At 67.7% G+C, this 14687-nt stretch carries 13 protein-coding genes; 2 read left to right on the forward strand and 11 right to left on the reverse strand.

The window, feature by feature from the left end:
* Positions 1-149 precede the first annotated feature (149 nt).
* On the forward strand, positions 150-1625 hold the full coding sequence (locus ACZ5ZX_RS16545; RefSeq protein WP_465502849.1) for a trypsin-like serine protease: 1476 nt from the start codon (positions 150-152) through the stop codon (positions 1623-1625).
* Positions 1626-2008: 383 nt separating this feature from the next.
* Here the strand turns inward: ACZ5ZX_RS16545 and ACZ5ZX_RS16550 are convergent, their stop codons facing one another.
* Complete coding sequence (locus ACZ5ZX_RS16550; RefSeq protein ID WP_465502850.1) at positions 2009-2686, reverse strand: DNA-binding response regulator; 678 nt, start codon at positions 2684-2686, stop codon at positions 2009-2011.
* Positions 2687-2781: 95 nt separating this feature from the next.
* Between ACZ5ZX_RS16550 and ACZ5ZX_RS16555 the strand changes: the two genes are divergently transcribed.
* Positions 2782-3702 carry an oxidoreductase gene (locus tag ACZ5ZX_RS16555; protein ID WP_465502851.1) on the forward strand — a complete coding sequence of 307 codons (921 nt, stop codon included), beginning with the start codon at positions 2782-2784 and terminating at the stop codon, positions 3700-3702.
* A gap of 9 nt (positions 3703-3711) precedes the next feature.
* On the opposite strand, the gene ACZ5ZX_RS16560 is transcribed toward ACZ5ZX_RS16555, so the two are convergent.
* From ACZ5ZX_RS16560 to ACZ5ZX_RS16605, 10 genes are all read right to left on the reverse strand, one after another.
* The gene (locus ACZ5ZX_RS16560) at positions 3712-4791 is read right to left on the reverse strand and encodes a 3-deoxy-7-phosphoheptulonate synthase (RefSeq protein ID WP_465502852.1); all 1080 of its coding nucleotides are present in this window, start codon (positions 4789-4791) and stop codon (positions 3712-3714) included.
* A gap of 79 nt (positions 4792-4870) precedes the next feature.
* A complete protein-coding gene (dpgD, locus tag ACZ5ZX_RS16565) occupies positions 4871-5674 on the reverse strand; it encodes an enoyl-CoA-hydratase DpgD (protein ID WP_465502853.1) in 804 nt (267 codons plus the stop codon).
* Entirely contained in the window at positions 5671-6957 is a 1287-nt protein-coding gene (gene dpgC, locus ACZ5ZX_RS16570; RefSeq protein WP_465502854.1) for a (3,5-dihydroxyphenyl)acetyl-CoA 1,2-dioxygenase DpgC, read from the reverse strand. Before dpgC ends, dpgD begins: the two co-directional genes overlap by 4 nt.
* A 14-nt stretch (positions 6958-6971) precedes the next feature.
* The gene (gene dpgB, locus ACZ5ZX_RS16575) at positions 6972-7616 is read right to left on the reverse strand and encodes an enoyl-CoA-hydratase DpgB (protein ID WP_465502855.1); all 645 of its coding nucleotides are present in this window, start codon (positions 7614-7616) and stop codon (positions 6972-6974) included.
* Between the two features lie 11 nt (positions 7617-7627).
* A complete protein-coding gene (gene dpgA / locus ACZ5ZX_RS16580; protein ID WP_465503103.1) occupies positions 7628-8728 on the reverse strand; it encodes a 3,5-dihydroxyphenylacetyl-CoA synthase DpgA in 1101 nt (366 codons plus the stop codon).
* A 242-nt stretch (positions 8729-8970) separates the two neighbouring features.
* Entirely contained in the window at positions 8971-9594 is a 624-nt protein-coding gene (locus ACZ5ZX_RS16585; protein ID WP_465502856.1) for a dTDP-4-dehydrorhamnose 3,5-epimerase family protein, read from the reverse strand.
* 23 nt (positions 9595-9617) lie between these two features.
* Positions 9618-10727: a DegT/DnrJ/EryC1/StrS family aminotransferase gene (locus tag ACZ5ZX_RS16590; protein WP_465502857.1), complete on the reverse strand. Its 1110-nt coding sequence runs from the start codon at positions 10725-10727 to the stop codon at positions 9618-9620.
* Complete coding sequence (locus ACZ5ZX_RS16595; RefSeq protein WP_465502858.1) at positions 10724-11692, reverse strand: NAD-dependent epimerase/dehydratase family protein; 969 nt, start codon at positions 11690-11692, stop codon at positions 10724-10726. The genes ACZ5ZX_RS16590 and ACZ5ZX_RS16595 overlap by 4 nt, the downstream gene beginning before the upstream one ends.
* A gap of 1 nt (position 11693) precedes the next feature.
* Positions 11694-13106: an NDP-hexose 2,3-dehydratase family protein gene (locus tag ACZ5ZX_RS16600; protein ID WP_465502859.1), complete on the reverse strand. Its 1413-nt coding sequence runs from the start codon at positions 13104-13106 to the stop codon at positions 11694-11696.
* 229 nt (positions 13107-13335) lie between these two features.
* On the reverse strand, positions 13336-14685 hold the full coding sequence (locus ACZ5ZX_RS16605) for a cation:proton antiporter (protein ID WP_465502860.1): 1350 nt from the start codon (positions 14683-14685) through the stop codon (positions 13336-13338).
* Positions 14686-14687: the final 2 nt, after the last annotated feature.

The raw sequence follows: 14687 nt of genomic DNA on the forward strand, positions 1-14687 counted from the left end.
CCTGAAAGGGGCGGGGATTTTTCGTGGCCGAACGCGCACGGCCCGATGACTGTCCAACCGATTTCCGCGCTGTTATGGGGAAATCCGCCCACCGGCCACACTTTCTCCGGTTGAATACCCACGAAGTCCCCGACAGGTGAGGAGATCTCGTGCGGAGAACTAGAAGGCTGGGGGCACTGGCCGTTTCGGTACTGGCTGCGACGACAGCGCTGGGCGGCGCGGCGTCGGCCGACACTGTGCAGTCGTTCCACACCTCACTCGACCCCGCTTCGGTGCGGGAGTCGGTGCACTACCTGGTCCGTACCTATCACGTCGACGAGCGGGAAGCGTTGCGCCGTCTGGAATTGCAGACGGACGGCGGGAAACTGGACGAGCTGCTGCGCCGTGATCGCGGTGCCGAATACGGTGGCATGTGGCTCGACCAGAGCAAGGGCCAGCTGGTCGTGGCGATGACCGAACCGGCGGCCGCCGAGCCGTATCTGAAGGCGATGCCCGTCCGGGCCGATGTTCGCACGCAACGGGTCCGGCATTCGTTGCGGCAGCTCACGGCGGCGAAGGAACGCGTCGCGGCCAAGGTCGGCGCGGGACGGGAAGCGGTCTACCTTCCGGCGGTGAGCGAGTCCGAGAACCGCGTCGTACTGTGGGAACGTGCCTGGGTGGCACAGGACAAGGCGGCGACGCGCGCCGCAGGCGACGTCGTGGCCGCCGAAGCGGACACCGCGCGCAAGGCCGCGGCGGCGGAATCCGGCATGGTCGTCTCCCGCGTCATGGCGGAGCCGAACGCGCTGGCCACGCCGAATGTGGACTGGGGTTACTGCCATCCGCTCTACTGCACCAACTACGGCCCGATGCGCGGCGGCATCCGGCTGGACATGAAGCGGGACGACGGCACCTGGGGCGGTTGTACCAGCGCCTTCAACCTGCGGTCCACCGGCGGCGGTTTCCCCGGCAAGGGCTGGGTGCTGACCGCGGGTCACTGCATGCGGACGAAGACCAACAACACGCCGACCCAGCACAACGGCAACCCCGTGCTGCAGCAGCACGGCATCGAGAAGAGCTCCTACCCGTACGACTACGCGGCCCTGCCGTACGTGGACGACGCGGCGGCCACGAAATGGCTCGAAGGCCAGACCGGCCGCAACCGGGTGCTGAAGTACTGCCGCAACGGCGGTATGGACAGCAACGGTGACACCCCGTGCGGCACGCAGGCCACCTCGGTGGACGAGTACATCACCGGCACCCACACCCTCGCCGAGATCAAGGCGGGCTGGGTCGTCTGCGCCAGCGGGACGGCGTCGAGCGCGGCGAACTACCCCGATTCCGTCGACAGCGGCGCGGGCGCGGGCTACCTCGTCGGGACCCGCTGCGGTCGTGTCCTGTCCACCGACGTCGGTATCAACACCGACCTGTGCGCCCGTCCCGGCGACAGCGGCGGACCGCTGTTCAGCCAGGCCGACCACACGGCGCTGGGCATCCTGATCGGCAACCAGCAGTCCCGGTCGGGTCCCTGCCAGGCGGGCGAACTGAACAACTACGCGCCGATCGAGACGATCACCACCGACCTCAGCGAGCGGATCGCCTCGCAGGGCTCGAAGTTCGCGGTGATCACGACTCCGAACGGCTGACCGGTATCGGGTCGATGCGGTGATTTGGGTTATTGAGAGATAGCCCAAAGTGCCCGTTTCGGGTAGTTTACGCGGTTTCACGTTGGGGTTCTCTTGTGAAGTAAGGCAAACATGGCGTGCCCCGGCGCGGTGCGGCTGTGGACGGGGGTCGTGAGTGGCAATGAGGGTTCTAACCCTATTCGCCACTCACGACGGAAAACGCGCCAGAAACGCGACCACCGACCGACCTTGAGTACCTGGCATTGACTTTCAAGGTAGGGAAGGAGGCCTTCGCGGACTTCCTGGCTTGAGGCTTCCGGTGACGATGGGCTGGGAGGATCCTGAAGGCTTCGACGCTGGGGCAGTGGTGGCGTGTCGCCACAGGCGTCCTTGGGCAGCCCGCGCTAGACCAGCCCGAGTTCCCGTGCCCGTACCCCCGCCTGAAAGCGGGACTCCGCGCCCAGCGCGGACATCAGTTCGGCCACGCGGCGCCGGTAGGTACGCACGCCGAGGCCGAGGGAGCGGGCGGCGGCTTCGTCCTTGACCCCGCTGCCGAGCAGGTCCAGCACCGCCGGCGCGAGCCGTCGGATTTCGGAGACCTGCGCGTCGAAGACGGCGAGATCGGTCGCCGAGCGCCAGGCGGTCTCGAACAGGGAAATCACTCCCTGCACGGTTTCGGGCTGAGTGATGACGCTGTAGCCGCGTCGCCCCGCGGTGAGGTCACCGGCCAGGATCACCAGCCTGCCGTCCATGATGATCGTCTCGTTGAGATCCTCGGTGGTGATGCGGATCTGCGCCCCGAAAGTGTCGCGCCGGTGCGCGAGTTCCCGCGCGGACTCGGAATCGAGCAGCACACTGGACCGGTAGATCTTGCGGATCCGCAGGTCGGTCGTGCGGCGTCGCACCGCCGCGGGGATCTCGTCGGACCTGCTTTCGGCGACCCAGGTCGCGAGGTCGTTGGCGGCGCACGCGAGGTCGGTCACGGTCGCGAACAGGTGCCCCACCCGCCGGAACAGCTCCTCTTCACCGTGCACGACCGTGACCGCGTCACCAGCGCGTGTAATGCCGTCGTCAGTCCGCATGGCACCAATACTGCCTGGTCTCAGCGGCCCGCGACCAGGTGGCAGCTTGTTGCCATTTCCTGACTTCTCCCCGCCCCGTCGCGACGCTGGTCCGCATGACGAACATCCAGAACAACACCGCGGGCACCTGGCGACTCGGCGACCGCACCGTCAACCGGCTCGGCCTCGGCGCGATGCGGTTGACCGGGATGCCCTGGGACGAGAAACCCAAGAGCCGCGAGGACGCGATCACCGTCCTGCGCCGTGCGATCGAACTCGGCGTCAACCACATCGACACCGCTTCGTTCTACTTCACCCCCACACGCTCGGCGAACGAGCTGATCAGCACCGCGCTCCAGCCCTATCCCGAAGACCTCGTGCTCACCACGAAGGTCGGGGCGGGCCGGTCCCGGGACGGCGAGTTCTCGTTCGCGCGCCCCGATCAGCTCCGCGGTCAGGTCGAGGAGAACATCCGGCAGCTCGGCCGCGACCACCTCGACGTCGTCAATTTGCGCTGGGGCGCCGGGATGGGCAAAGAACCCGGATCGGTGGCCGAGCACTTCGGCGCGCTCGCGGACCTGCGCGAAGCGGGTCTGATCCGCCATCTCGGCATCTCCAACATCGTGGCCGAGCAGCTGACCGAGGCCAGGACGATCGCGCCGGTGGTCTGCGTGCAGAACCGGTACGGCCTGACCGACCGGGAGGACGATGCCCTGGTCGATCTGTGCGCCGAGCACGAGATCGCGTTCGTGCCCTTCTTCGCCGTCACGACCTTGGTTCCCGGCGCCACCTCACCCGACGGCGCCGTTCCCGGACAGGCCGAGATCGCGAAGGTCGCCGACACGCACGGCGCGAGCCCTCAGCAGATCCGGCTCGCCTGGACGCTGCACCGCGGCGCGCACGTGCTCGCCATCCCCGGCACCGGCGACCCCGCGCACCTGGAAGAGAACGTCGCGGCGGGCGCCATCCGGTTCAGCGAGGACGAACTGGCTCTGCTCGACGCCATCGCTCCTCCCCCAGGAGGTGAAGGCAGGTGACCCGGGGAGCTACCGGCCGCGCCGTCGACGGGCCGCGGTCGCCGTGGCGAGGGTCTGGAGAACGTCCTGCGTGGCGGCGAGGTCGATACAGGCGTCCGTGATGGATTGGCCGTAGGTCAGCGGCCGGTCCGGGTGGAGGTCCTGCCTGCCTGCCTGGAGGTTGGATTCCAGCATGACGCCGACGATGCCGCGTTGGCCGGTCCTGACCTGGTCGGCGATCTGCTCGGCGACGACGGGTTGCTGGAGGTGGTCTTTCCGGCTGTTGTCGTGGCTGGCGTCGATCACGACCCGCCGCGGCAGGCCCGCGTTCTGCAGGGTGGTGAGCGCCGCCCGGACGGACGCCGGGTTGTGGTTGGGCGCGCTGTTGCCACCGCGCAGGACCACATGGCAGTCGGGATTGCCGACGGTGTGCAGGATCGCGGGCAGGCCGCCGGGATCGACGCCGGGGACGACGTGGCGTGCCTCGGCGGCGCGGATCGCGTCGACGGCGACGGTGACATCGCCGTCGCGGCGGTTCTTGAAGCCGACGGGCATCGACAGGCCACTGGCGAGCATGCGGTGGTTCTGGCTTTCCACGGTGCGGGCGCCGATGGCACCCCAGGAGACGGCGTCGGCGAGGTAAGCCGGGATGGTGGTGTCCAGCCATTCGCACGCGACGGGCAGGCCGCCTTCGGCGAGTTCGAGGAGGAGGTCGCGCGCGATGCGCAGCCCCTGGTTGACGTCGCCGGTGCCGTCGAGGTGGGGGTCGTTGATGAGCCCTTTCCAGCCACCGACCGTACGCGGCTTTTCGAAGTACACCCGCATGACGATCAGGAGGTCGTCGGCGAACCGGCCCGCCATGGTGGCGAGGCGATCGGCGTACTCGAGGGCCGCGGCGGGATCGTGCACCGAGCAGGGACCGGCGATCACGAGCAGCCTGTCGTCCTCACCGTCGAGGACGTGGACGACGTTTTCGCGCCCTTCTCGCACCGTGTCGGCGGCGGTTGCGCTGAGCGGTAATTCATGATGCAGCAGGGCGGGGGTGACCAAAGGGACCATGCGGTCGATGCGCTGATTGTCGAGATCGGCCGCGGCGGCGATGGTTGTCATCAGGATCTCTCCTCAATGTAGACGAAAGACTTTATCCGGCTCGTGAGTGATTCGGGCCGTTCCGACGAAACCGAATCATTCACGACCAACGCCCCGTCCACATCGGATCCCGTTTCTCGGCGAAGGCACGGGCACCTTCGATCGCGTCCGCACTCCGCCGACGGCGCTCTTCCCAGAAATACGAAGTGGTGAACGCCTCTTCGAGCGGGAGGTCGACCGACCGCGATGCGGCCTCCTTGATCGCGCGAATCGAAAGCGGGGCACCGCGCACCAGATCATCGGTCCATTCCGCGACGCACCGATCCAGTTCGGCGAACGGTACGACCTCGTTCACCAGTCCATAGCGAAATGCCGTGGCCGCGTCCATCCGGCGCCCGGTCAGCAAATACCCCATCGCCACCTTCCGCGGCAGCTGCCGCGGCAGCCGGAACACCCCGCCCGCTCCGGCGATCAGGCCGAGCCGGACCTCCGGCAGGGCGAAGACCGCGTCCTCGGAGGCGATGACGATGTCGCAGGCGAGCACCAGCTCGAAGCCGCCGCCCAGCGCGTAACCGTGCACCCGGGCGACCACCGGTTTGGAAAGGGTGAACCGGTCCGTCAGCCGCGGATGACCTGGCTGTCCCGCACTGCCGAACGTCGAAGGCGGCACGCCCGACTCGTCGAGCCGCGCGCGTTCCTTGAGGTCCTGCCCCACGGAGAACGCGCGGTCCCCGGCACCGGCCAGTACCACCACCCTGATGTCGTCGTCGGCCTCGACGTCATCCCAGATCCCGGCGAGTTCTTCGTGCATCCGCCGGTTCATCGCGTTCAGCACTTCGGGCCGGTCCATCGTCACGTAGGCGACGTGGTCCCTTTTTTCGTACCGCACCACGGTTTCGCTCATCGCGATCCTCTCGCGAAGCCGCCCACCTTGCCGATCACGTCCGCACCGTAGATGCGCAACGCCTGCTGCAGGGCGAATTCGGCCAGGTACGCGCGGAATCCCTCCAGCGGTTCCTCGGCGAGGTTCAGCATGCGCCGGTTGGCCCGCACCGCGTCTCCGTCGAGTCCGGCCAGCGCGCCCTCGATCGCCGCGTCCATTTCTTCCGGCGGGACGACCTCGTCGACGAGCAGCCGCGCGTCCGGCTCGTTCGCGTGGATCCGGCGGCCGCCGAGGATCACCTGCCGGGCCACCCGCGGTCCGGTGAACCGGGAAAGCCGGAAATTCGACGCCCCCGGAATGATCCCCTCCGTCGCCGCGGGCAGGGAGAAGTAGGAGTCGGAAGCCGCGATCACGTGATCGAAGACCAGCAGGAGCTGGGCCCCGCCGCCGATGGCGAAGGAATCGACGGCCGCCAGCCACGGCTTGTCGACGAACCTCGAGTGCCACGAACCGTCCGTGACGACGCCACGAACGATTTTGTGGAGATAGCCCAGTTCCCGCCGCAGGAGGAAATCGACGAGGGGGATGTCGCCCGAGCTCAGCTTCTTGAGGTTGATCCCCGCGCAGAACACCCGGCGCCCCTGATAGCGGGGATGACTCATCTCCCCGCCGCGCAGCATCCCCACCCGGACGGACGGGTCGAGCAGCGCCAGGTCGACAGCGGTCTCCATGTCGTCGACCTGCTGGGCGTCCTCGGCGTTCAGGCAGTCGTCCCGGCACAGGGTCAGGTACGCGACGCCGTCACGGCGCTCCAGCCGGACGGCCTCCATCCGCACGACACCGGACTCGACGAACTCGGGCAACAAAGCCAGCGCCCTGGCGGTGGGCCTGAGCATGGCGTCGAGCAGATGAGGGCCGGCCTTCGGGGCACGCAGGATCCCGCGCAGGAAGATGCCCTGGTCGATCTCGCGGCCTTCCTTCTCCGCCTGCTGCCGCGAGCGCTCGGCCGCCATCTGCTCTTCCGTGGGCACGAGGCCGGGATAGGCCAAGGCGGCGGCCCGGACGAGTTCGTCGACGCGCAGGTAGCGGGTCCGGCCGTCGGTGAGCGCGTCGTAGATCTCCTCGGCGTGCGCCGCCACGAAGTCCGTGCGCAGCGTCCTGATCTCGTCCAGCGCCGAGGACGCCGCGTCGCGCTGCGCGGCCGTCCGGGCGGTTGGCGACGGCAGTCCGGCGAGCAGCTCGTCGACTCGCCGGGCCGCCTCCGCCAGGGCTCGGCGACCGAGCCCTGGCGAAGCCGATCTCACTGGAGAATCCGTTGTCACGGCTTGGCTTCCCGTCGCAACGCCCGGTCCGCCGCGGCCAGGTGCGCGCCGAGCGCCTCCTCGAAAGTGGTCGAGCCCGCTTCGAAGATCAGCTGCCGTCGAATCGCCAGCTCCGCGCCGTCCGAGACATTGTCCAGTTCCGCCAGCGTTTTCGCCGGGTCCTCGGACACCTCGTCGATCAGGTTAAGGGCGAGCGCGCGTTCGGTCCCGATCGGGGAGCCGAGCAGCACGGCCCGCCGGATACCCGCCGCACCCGCCTGCTGGGTGAGCCGGTAGACCGTCATCCCCGGCCAGGTGGCATCGCCGACGGAAGCGAGCCGCAACCGGGTCCCCGGCTCGGCGATCCGGACGTCGGCGGCGAGGATGAGGTCGAGTGCCGGTCCGGCGCACTCGCCCGACGCCACCGCGGCGGTGAGCCTGCCCAAGCGCTCGAACCGGCGCACGGCCCGCTCCCACTTGGAGACGAGGCCGACCGCGAGCCCCTTCGTCCAGTCGGCGGGCGGGGCTCCCGTCACATAGACGGTGACCAGTCCCGATTCCCGCTGGTCCTCGGCGAGATCGCAGAGGGCGCCGAGCTCCTCGACCACCGCTGCCGACAGCGGCCGGGAGCCGTCGAACCGCAGCACCAGTTCACCGTTCACTTCGTTACGCGTCACCATTGGATAAGCGCCATTTCGATTGTGGAGCCAGGCCCCATGGTCATGAGCACGCCGTAGTCTCCGGGGCGGGCGACGTCCTCGTCGGCGAGCCGCTCGTAGGAGAAGAGAAAGGAGCCGCTGGAAAGGTTCCCGTAATCGCGGAGCACACCGGTGGTGTGGCGGACGTCGTACCGGCTCAGGCCGAGGTTGACGACGACCGCGTCGACCACCTTCTTGCCGCCGGAATGCACCAGCCAATGGCCGATGTCGCTGCGGCGCAGTCCCGTACCGGACAGGAGCCGGTCGACGACGATCTCGGCGTGCGCACCGACCACGTACGGAATCTGCGGGTCGAGGAAGAAGCTGAACCGGTCCTGGTCGCGATCCCAGTCGTAGCGCATCGCGTCGACCGCGTCGGTGATGATGTAGCTCGCGAACTTCAGGACCCGCGGGCCCGGCACGCGACCATCGCCGGAAATCACGGCCAGCGCCGCGGATCCGTCGCCGAACAGGCTGTTGACCACCGCGGTCCGCATGGTGCCGTCCAAAGCGTAAGCGGCGGAACACGCCTCGCTGCACAGGACGACACCGAGTTCACCCGGGTGCGCCGCCGACCAGCCCGAGACCACGTTCAGCGCGTTCAGGCCGGCGTTGCAGCCCATGCCGACGATGTCCGAACGGCTGCAATGCGGGTCGATCCCCATTTCGCGGATGATCAGCGCGCTCAGGCCGGGCGTCAGGAAGCCGGTCGAGGTGACACAGCACAGGTGACGCAGGTCCGAAAGCGTCGCTCCCGCCGACTTCAGACAGGCTTCGAGCGCCCGGCATCCCATGTCGACTGCGATCCGCTTGTGTTTGTCGAGGAGGTCACCCTGCGGTTCCGAGGCGCGTCCCCCGCCTGGACTCTCTGGTGGAAGTGTGAGAAAGCGCCGATCGATCGCGCTGTTCAGGAAGACCGATCGGATCTTGGGATCCTCTACGTCGAGGATTTCCAGGAGCTCGGATTGCGAGTAGGACGTGGTGGAAACCGCGGTGCCCACCCCGGCGAACCGGGTGATCTCGGTGAGTCCGTTGTGGACGGAAAGGTCCGCGGCGGGTTCGGCAATGGTAGTCATCGATACATCCACCCCCATGTTCTGAGCTTGCTTCGAAGCGGCTGCTTGTACTGCGCAGCGGGCATAGCTCTCACCTTTCGCTGATATCGGTGGTTGTTTTCGAAAGTAGGCTTGTCCGAACTCGACGGTCAATGCCGTCCAAGGAGGCTGCCCGGTCGCGGGGGTCGTGAGTGGCGATTCGGGTTAGAACACGAATCGCCACTCACGACCAACCCAGCCCACCTCTTACCGGCAGCCTCAAGTCAGGCTTCGAGGGGAACCGCGGACAGCCGCCGTTCGATTTCCAGGCAGGTCGCGTAGTCGGGCAGGGACCCTTGCCGCTCCGCCTCGGCGAGGGTGATCGCCACCCGGTCCCGATCCGACAGGATGGGTTCGACGCCGGCGCCGACGTCGATGGGCAGGCCCAGCGCGGGATCCAGGACCGAGAGGGCGAGCTCGTTCTGCGGCACATAAGCCGTGGACAGCAAATACCACATGGTGGTGTCGTCTTCGAGCGAAACGAACGCGTGGCCGACACCCACGGGGAAGTACACCGACCGATGGTCTCGCTGATCCAGCAGAACCGCGTCCCACCGGCCGAACGTCGGCGAGCCGACCCGGATGTCGAGCACGATGTCCAAGGCCTTGCCGCGCGCGCAGTAGACGTACTTCGCGGTACCCGGTGGCGTCGTGGTGTAGTGCACGCCTCGCACCACGCCGCGTTTGGATCTGCTCTGGTTCGTCTGTGCCACCCGGAAAAGCGGGCCGCCATGGGCTTCGGCGAAGGCCTCCTCCTGGAACGGCGAGACGAACAGGCCCCGGTCGTCGGGGAAGACCCGAGGGGTGAACTCGATCGCACCCTCGACGGCGAGCTTGCGTGCTTGCACGGCTACTCCTGATGCTGGAGTGATCAGAGGGTGGACAGCACTTCGCGGACCGCGTGGACGATCTTGTCCTGCAGGTCGGGGGAAAGCGCGGGGTACATCGGCAGCGAGAAGATCTCGCCCGCCAGCTTTTCGGTGACCGGCAACGAGCCCTTCTCGTAGCCGAGGTGGGCGAACCCGGTCATGGTGTGCACCGGCCACGGGTAGCTGATGTTCAGGTGGATGTCGTAGGCCTTGAGGCGCTCGATGATGTCGTCACGTCGCGGGTGGCGCACGACGTACACGTAGTACACGTGCTCATTGCCCGCGACCGTCCGCGGCAGCTTCAGCCCGGTGTCGCCGAGCCCGTCGACATAGCGCTGCGCGATGGCCTGCCGGTCGGCGATGTAGGTGTCCAACCGCTTGAGCTTGCGGCGGAGGATTTCGGCCTGGATCTCGTCGAGACGGCTGTTGTGCGCGGGCGTTTCCAGCGTGTAGTACTGCTTGTCCATGCCGTAGTAGCGCAACCGCCGAAGCCGTCGATCCACGGCTTCGTCGGAGGTGATGGTCGCGCCGCCGTCGCCGTAGGCGCCGAGCACCTTGGTGGGATAGAAGGAGAACGCGGCCGCGTCCCCGGTCGAACCCGCGACGGTCCCGTTCTGCCTGGCACCGTGTGCCTGGGCGCAGTCCTCCAAAATGGACAGTCCGTGCTTCGCGGCGAGTTCCTTCAACGGGGCCATGTTCACGCACTGGCCGTACAGGTGCACCGGCAGCAGGCATTTGGTGCGCTCGGTGATGGCGGCTTCGACCTGGTCGGTGTCCATCAGGAAATCGTCCTCGCGGACGTCGACGAAGACGGGGGTCGCACCGGTGCCGTCGATGGCGACCACGGTCGGGGCCGCGGTGTTCGACACCGTGATCACCTCGTCGCCCGGCCCGACACCCAGCGCCTGCAGGCCGAGCTTGATCGCGTTCGTCCCGTTGTCGACGCCGACGCAGTGCCCGACCCCGTGGTACGCGGCGAATTCCGCCTCGAAACCGCGCACACTCGCGCCGAGCACGAGCTGCCCCGAATCGAAGACCGTCTCGACCGCGTCCAGCAGGTCGAGCCGTTCGGCCCGGTATTCCGCCAGGTAATCCCATACACGCGTGGTCATGTGCGAACCTTTCCCTGAACTGATGACGTCAAAGCGGCGACAGTGCGACGAATCCCGTCGGGCAGCGAGATCTCCGGGTGCCAGCCGGTGATCGCCCGGAAGGAGGTGGAATCGATGGTGATGCTGCGAAGATCCGTCTCGGGCGCGTGTGCGGGTGGTTCCACACAGGTCACCTCGACCGGGTCCTTTCCGGTCTGTCCGGCCATTTCCCTCGCCACGAGCCGGAAGACCTCGCCCAGCTGATCGCCCCGGCCCGCCCCGAGCAGCCAATGGCCGCCCACCAGGGAATCCGGATGATCCAGTGCCGCGGTGAACGCCGCCGCGACGTCCTCGACGTGGAGCAGGTCGCGGCGCACCGTGCCGTCGCCCCAGACGGTGAGCGCCTGTCCTTCGAGCGCGCGCCGCGCCATGGCGGACACGACACCGCGGTCGTGGTTGCCGCCTTCCACCGTGTTCTCCCCGAAGATCGTCGGCAGCCGGAGGCTGATCCCGCGGACGACGCCGTCGACCGTGGCCTTCTTGAGGATCTCTTCCGCCGCCAGCTTCTGCACGTCGTAGGGGGTCGCCGGATGATCGGGCTCGCTCCCGTCGAGCGGTTCCCTCGGCGGCACACCGACCTGGGTGGTGCTGCCGGCGAACACCACCAACGGAGGCTCCCCGTCTCCGCTGACGACCTCGACGAGGTCCCGCATCACGCCGACGTTCACCCGTTCCGCCCCCTCGGCCGCACGCCATCCGCCGTCGGCCAAGAGCAGGTACACGACCGCGTCCGAGCCGGCGACCGCGTCGGCGAGCGCGGCGCGGTCGGTGAGATCGGCGGCGACGACGGTGATCTCGGCCCGGCCGGGCGGCGGGGTGAACCGCCTGCGCGCCACCGCCCGCAACCGGACCGGCCGTCGCGCCAGTGCGCGCGTGACGGCCGAACCGACGAAGCCCGACGCGCCGAGGACGGTGATCGTCTTCATGTCACGCACCTCGCCGAGGCTGTGCCGACGCGGCGTTGAGGCAGGCGAGAAGCGTACGGGCCTCGACGTTGACGTAGTGCCCGTGCCGGGTGAGCGCGGTGAGCTGCGCCGGCGTGACCCAGGCGTAGCCGGGCGGCGGATCGAACATTTCGTCCGCCTCGACCGCGAGATAGCGGGCTCTGACGTTGAGGAAACGGCCGCCTTCTTCGGAATGTATCGCCTCGTAGCGGATCCGCGACGGCGGCGCGTTGAGGACGGTGTCGAGGAAGGGCGGGCGGCTCTCCGCGGGCAGATGCGCGTAGTTCTGGGGCGTGCACTGAACGGTGGGCGCCAGCTCGACCGTGTCCACGAAACCGCCGTCGACCCTGGCGTGGGCCAGAACGTGCGGCACCCCACCGATCTCGCGGATGAGGAACGCGGCGACCCCCAGCCCGACCGATTCGAGCAACGGCTGGGTCCAGCTGATCTTCTCGCGGTTGCTGCCTTTCACCGCGACGGCGAGGACCTTGAAGTAGAGACCGTCCTCGTGCTCGATCGCTTCGACGCCCTGCTTCCAGCCGGTCACGTCCTTGAGCGGGATGCGGGTGGCACGCACGTCGTGCCGCGACCGCTCGTTGGTGAACCACGACAGGAGCTGGATGTCGGAGAGCAGCGCGCCGGGTGCCTCGTCGTGGTAAGGAAGACACGACAACACGCTTCTCGCGTTCATGTTGATCGTCTCGTCCTCGTACATCAATTCGGCGATCTGGCCGAGGGTGAGCCAGCAGAAGTCGTCCCCTATCGGCACGTCGTCGACGGTCTCGACGATCATGTTGCGATTGCTCTTCCGGAAGAACCAGGATCCTTGCTCCGCTTGGAGAACGTCGACGATGACCCGATCGGGGTCGGGCGGTGCGAAGTACTCGATGAGTTTGACGTTCGTTCCGCCGTGCGCCTTGGTGTAATTGCTGCGCGTGGCCTGCACCGTCGGCGAGAGCTGGACCAGATTGGGGTTTCCCGGTTCCATCTTGGCCTGCATGAGAAAGTGCAGGACCCCGTCGAACTCCTTGGCGAGGATGCCGAGGATGCCCACTTCGGGCTGCTTGATGACCGGCTGCCGCCATTCGCGGTACGGGCCGTCACCGTGCGGGCCGTCCTGTTCGACCACGTGCAGGCCCTCGATGGCGAAGAACCGCCCGCTGCTGTGCACCAGATTGCCGGTCCCGCTCTCGAACCGCCACTGGTCCAGTGCCGCGAAGGGGATGTGTTCGACGTGGAAGACGTTGGCCTCACGGCGTTCGGCGATCCAGGCGCGGACGTCCTCGGTGCGCATCTGCACGCCTTCGGTGGTCGCGGCCGACGAGGCGATGCGGTCCGCGTGGTCGTGATCGTCGCGGGGACGCACCGTGCCGGGTGGCACCAGGCAAGGCTGCATCACAGGGCTCCCTGTCGTCGAGCGTCCATCGGCCTGGGTCCGGCGAACGGACTTCGCCCCGGCCGGTGCGGTTCGGACCGTCATCGATACATCCACCCCCATGTCTTCTGACAAGGTAGCTTCGGCCGATCTCGCCGGAACAGATCGTCCAATCCGGATTCTTCGCATGCCGACACCGGATCCACCCATTCGGCGGAGGCTCTCCATTACTCAGTCCACAGTGGACAGATCAGAGCGGTTGCTCCCGGCTGCTCGTCGCCGGTTGCGAATCCCACGCCCGGTGCTCGTTCTCCCGCACCTGCTCCTCGGCGGTCTGCTCCAGCCTCTTCATCGCGAACCGCAGGATCGGTGGCGCCATCAGCGAGGTGACGATCGCGACGAGGATGACGATCGTGTAGATCTCGACGCTGAGAATGCCCAGCCGCAGGCCGACCATGGCGACCACGATTTCGATGACCCCGCGCGCGTTCAGCCCGGCGCCGAGCGCCAGTCCTTCCCATTTGTTCAGGCCGCTGAGCCGCGCGCCGGCGTAAGCACCGACGAATTTGCCGATGATGGCCAGTGCGAGCACCGCCAGCCCGGTCAGCAGGACCTGCGGACGGATCAGCGCGGTGAGATCCATCCGCAGCCCCGCGGTGGCGAAGAAGATCGGCGCGAAGACCGACAGCACGACCGTGCGCAGGGGGGCGAGTTTGGCCGGATCGACCTTGCCCGCGGTGCCGATCAGGATGCCGCAGACGAAAGCCCCGAAAACCGATTCGAGGCCGAGTGCCTGGGTGCCTGCCGAAGCGAGCAGTACCAGCACGACGACGACGCCGACGGTGAGCCCCGGCCCCTCGGACTTGGCGGCGACCCGCAACGCGCCCCTCGCCAGTGGCCTGCCGAGGGTGAGCGCGAAGACGACGATGAGGATCAGGTAAGCGAGGGAGAGGAGCACGGTGCCGGTGGTCACCGCGTGGACCGCCATCGCGCTGACGACCGAAAGCATGAACCAGCCGAACGCGTCGTCGATCGTGCCCGCGGCGAGCGTGAGCTGCCCGACGTTGCGGTGCAACAGGTTCATGTCGATGAGGGTCTTGGCGATGACCGGGATGGCGCTGACGCACATCGCCACGCCGAGGAACAGCGCGAAGACGGTGATGTCGGTGCCGTCGGGGATCAGCATCTTGGGCAGCACGAAACCCGCGCCGATACCCAGGCCGAGGGGAACGATCAAACCACCGAAGCTGACTCCCGCGGCCGCGCCGCCGCGACGGCGGACCATCCGCATGTCCATCTGCATACCGGTGAGCCCGACCAGCAGCAGGACACCGATCTGCCCGACGGCGTCGAGAAGGTGGTACTGCTCGGCGACGGCGGGGAACAGCCAGCCGTGCAGGCCCGGTGCGGCCCAAGCCAGCAGCGAGGGGCCGAGGAGTACCCCGACGAACAGTTCACCGACGACGGCAGGCATCCCGAACCGGGCGGCCAGCCGTCCGAAGACCACGGCGAGCAGGAGCAGCAGGCCGACCTGGAGCAAGAAGACCAAGAGACTGTGTGCGGCGATCGGCGCGATCGGCGCGGGAAGCGAGAGAAGCACCT

Source organism: Amycolatopsis sp. NPDC033938 (assembly GCF_055575975.1).

What these genes read in the sequence shown, in the direction of transcription:
- dpgA (WP_465503103.1), bottom strand. Translation starts at nt 8,728, where the DNA reads ATGACTACCATTGCCGAACCCGCCGCGGACCTTTCCGTCCACAACGGA.
- ACZ5ZX_RS16550 (WP_465502850.1), bottom strand. Translation starts at nt 2,686, where the DNA reads ATGCGGACTGACGACGGCATTACACGCGCTGGTGACGCGGTCACGGTC.
- ACZ5ZX_RS16590 (WP_465502857.1), bottom strand. Translation starts at nt 10,727, where the DNA reads ATGACCACGCGTGTATGGGATTACCTGGCGGAATACCGGGCCGAACGG.
- ACZ5ZX_RS16595 (WP_465502858.1), bottom strand. Translation starts at nt 11,692, where the DNA reads ATGAAGACGATCACCGTCCTCGGCGCGTCGGGCTTCGTCGGTTCGGCC.
- ACZ5ZX_RS16555 (WP_465502851.1), top strand. Translation starts at nt 2,782, where the DNA reads ATGACGAACATCCAGAACAACACCGCGGGCACCTGGCGACTCGGCGAC.
- ACZ5ZX_RS16600 (WP_465502859.1), bottom strand. Translation starts at nt 13,106, where the DNA reads ATGCAGCCTTGCCTGGTGCCACCCGGCACGGTGCGTCCCCGCGACGAT.
- ACZ5ZX_RS16560 (WP_465502852.1), bottom strand. Translation starts at nt 4,791, where the DNA reads ATGACAACCATCGCCGCCGCGGCCGATCTCGACAATCAGCGCATCGAC.
- dpgD (WP_465502853.1), bottom strand. Translation starts at nt 5,674, where the DNA reads ATGAGCGAAACCGTGGTGCGGTACGAAAAAAGGGACCACGTCGCCTAC.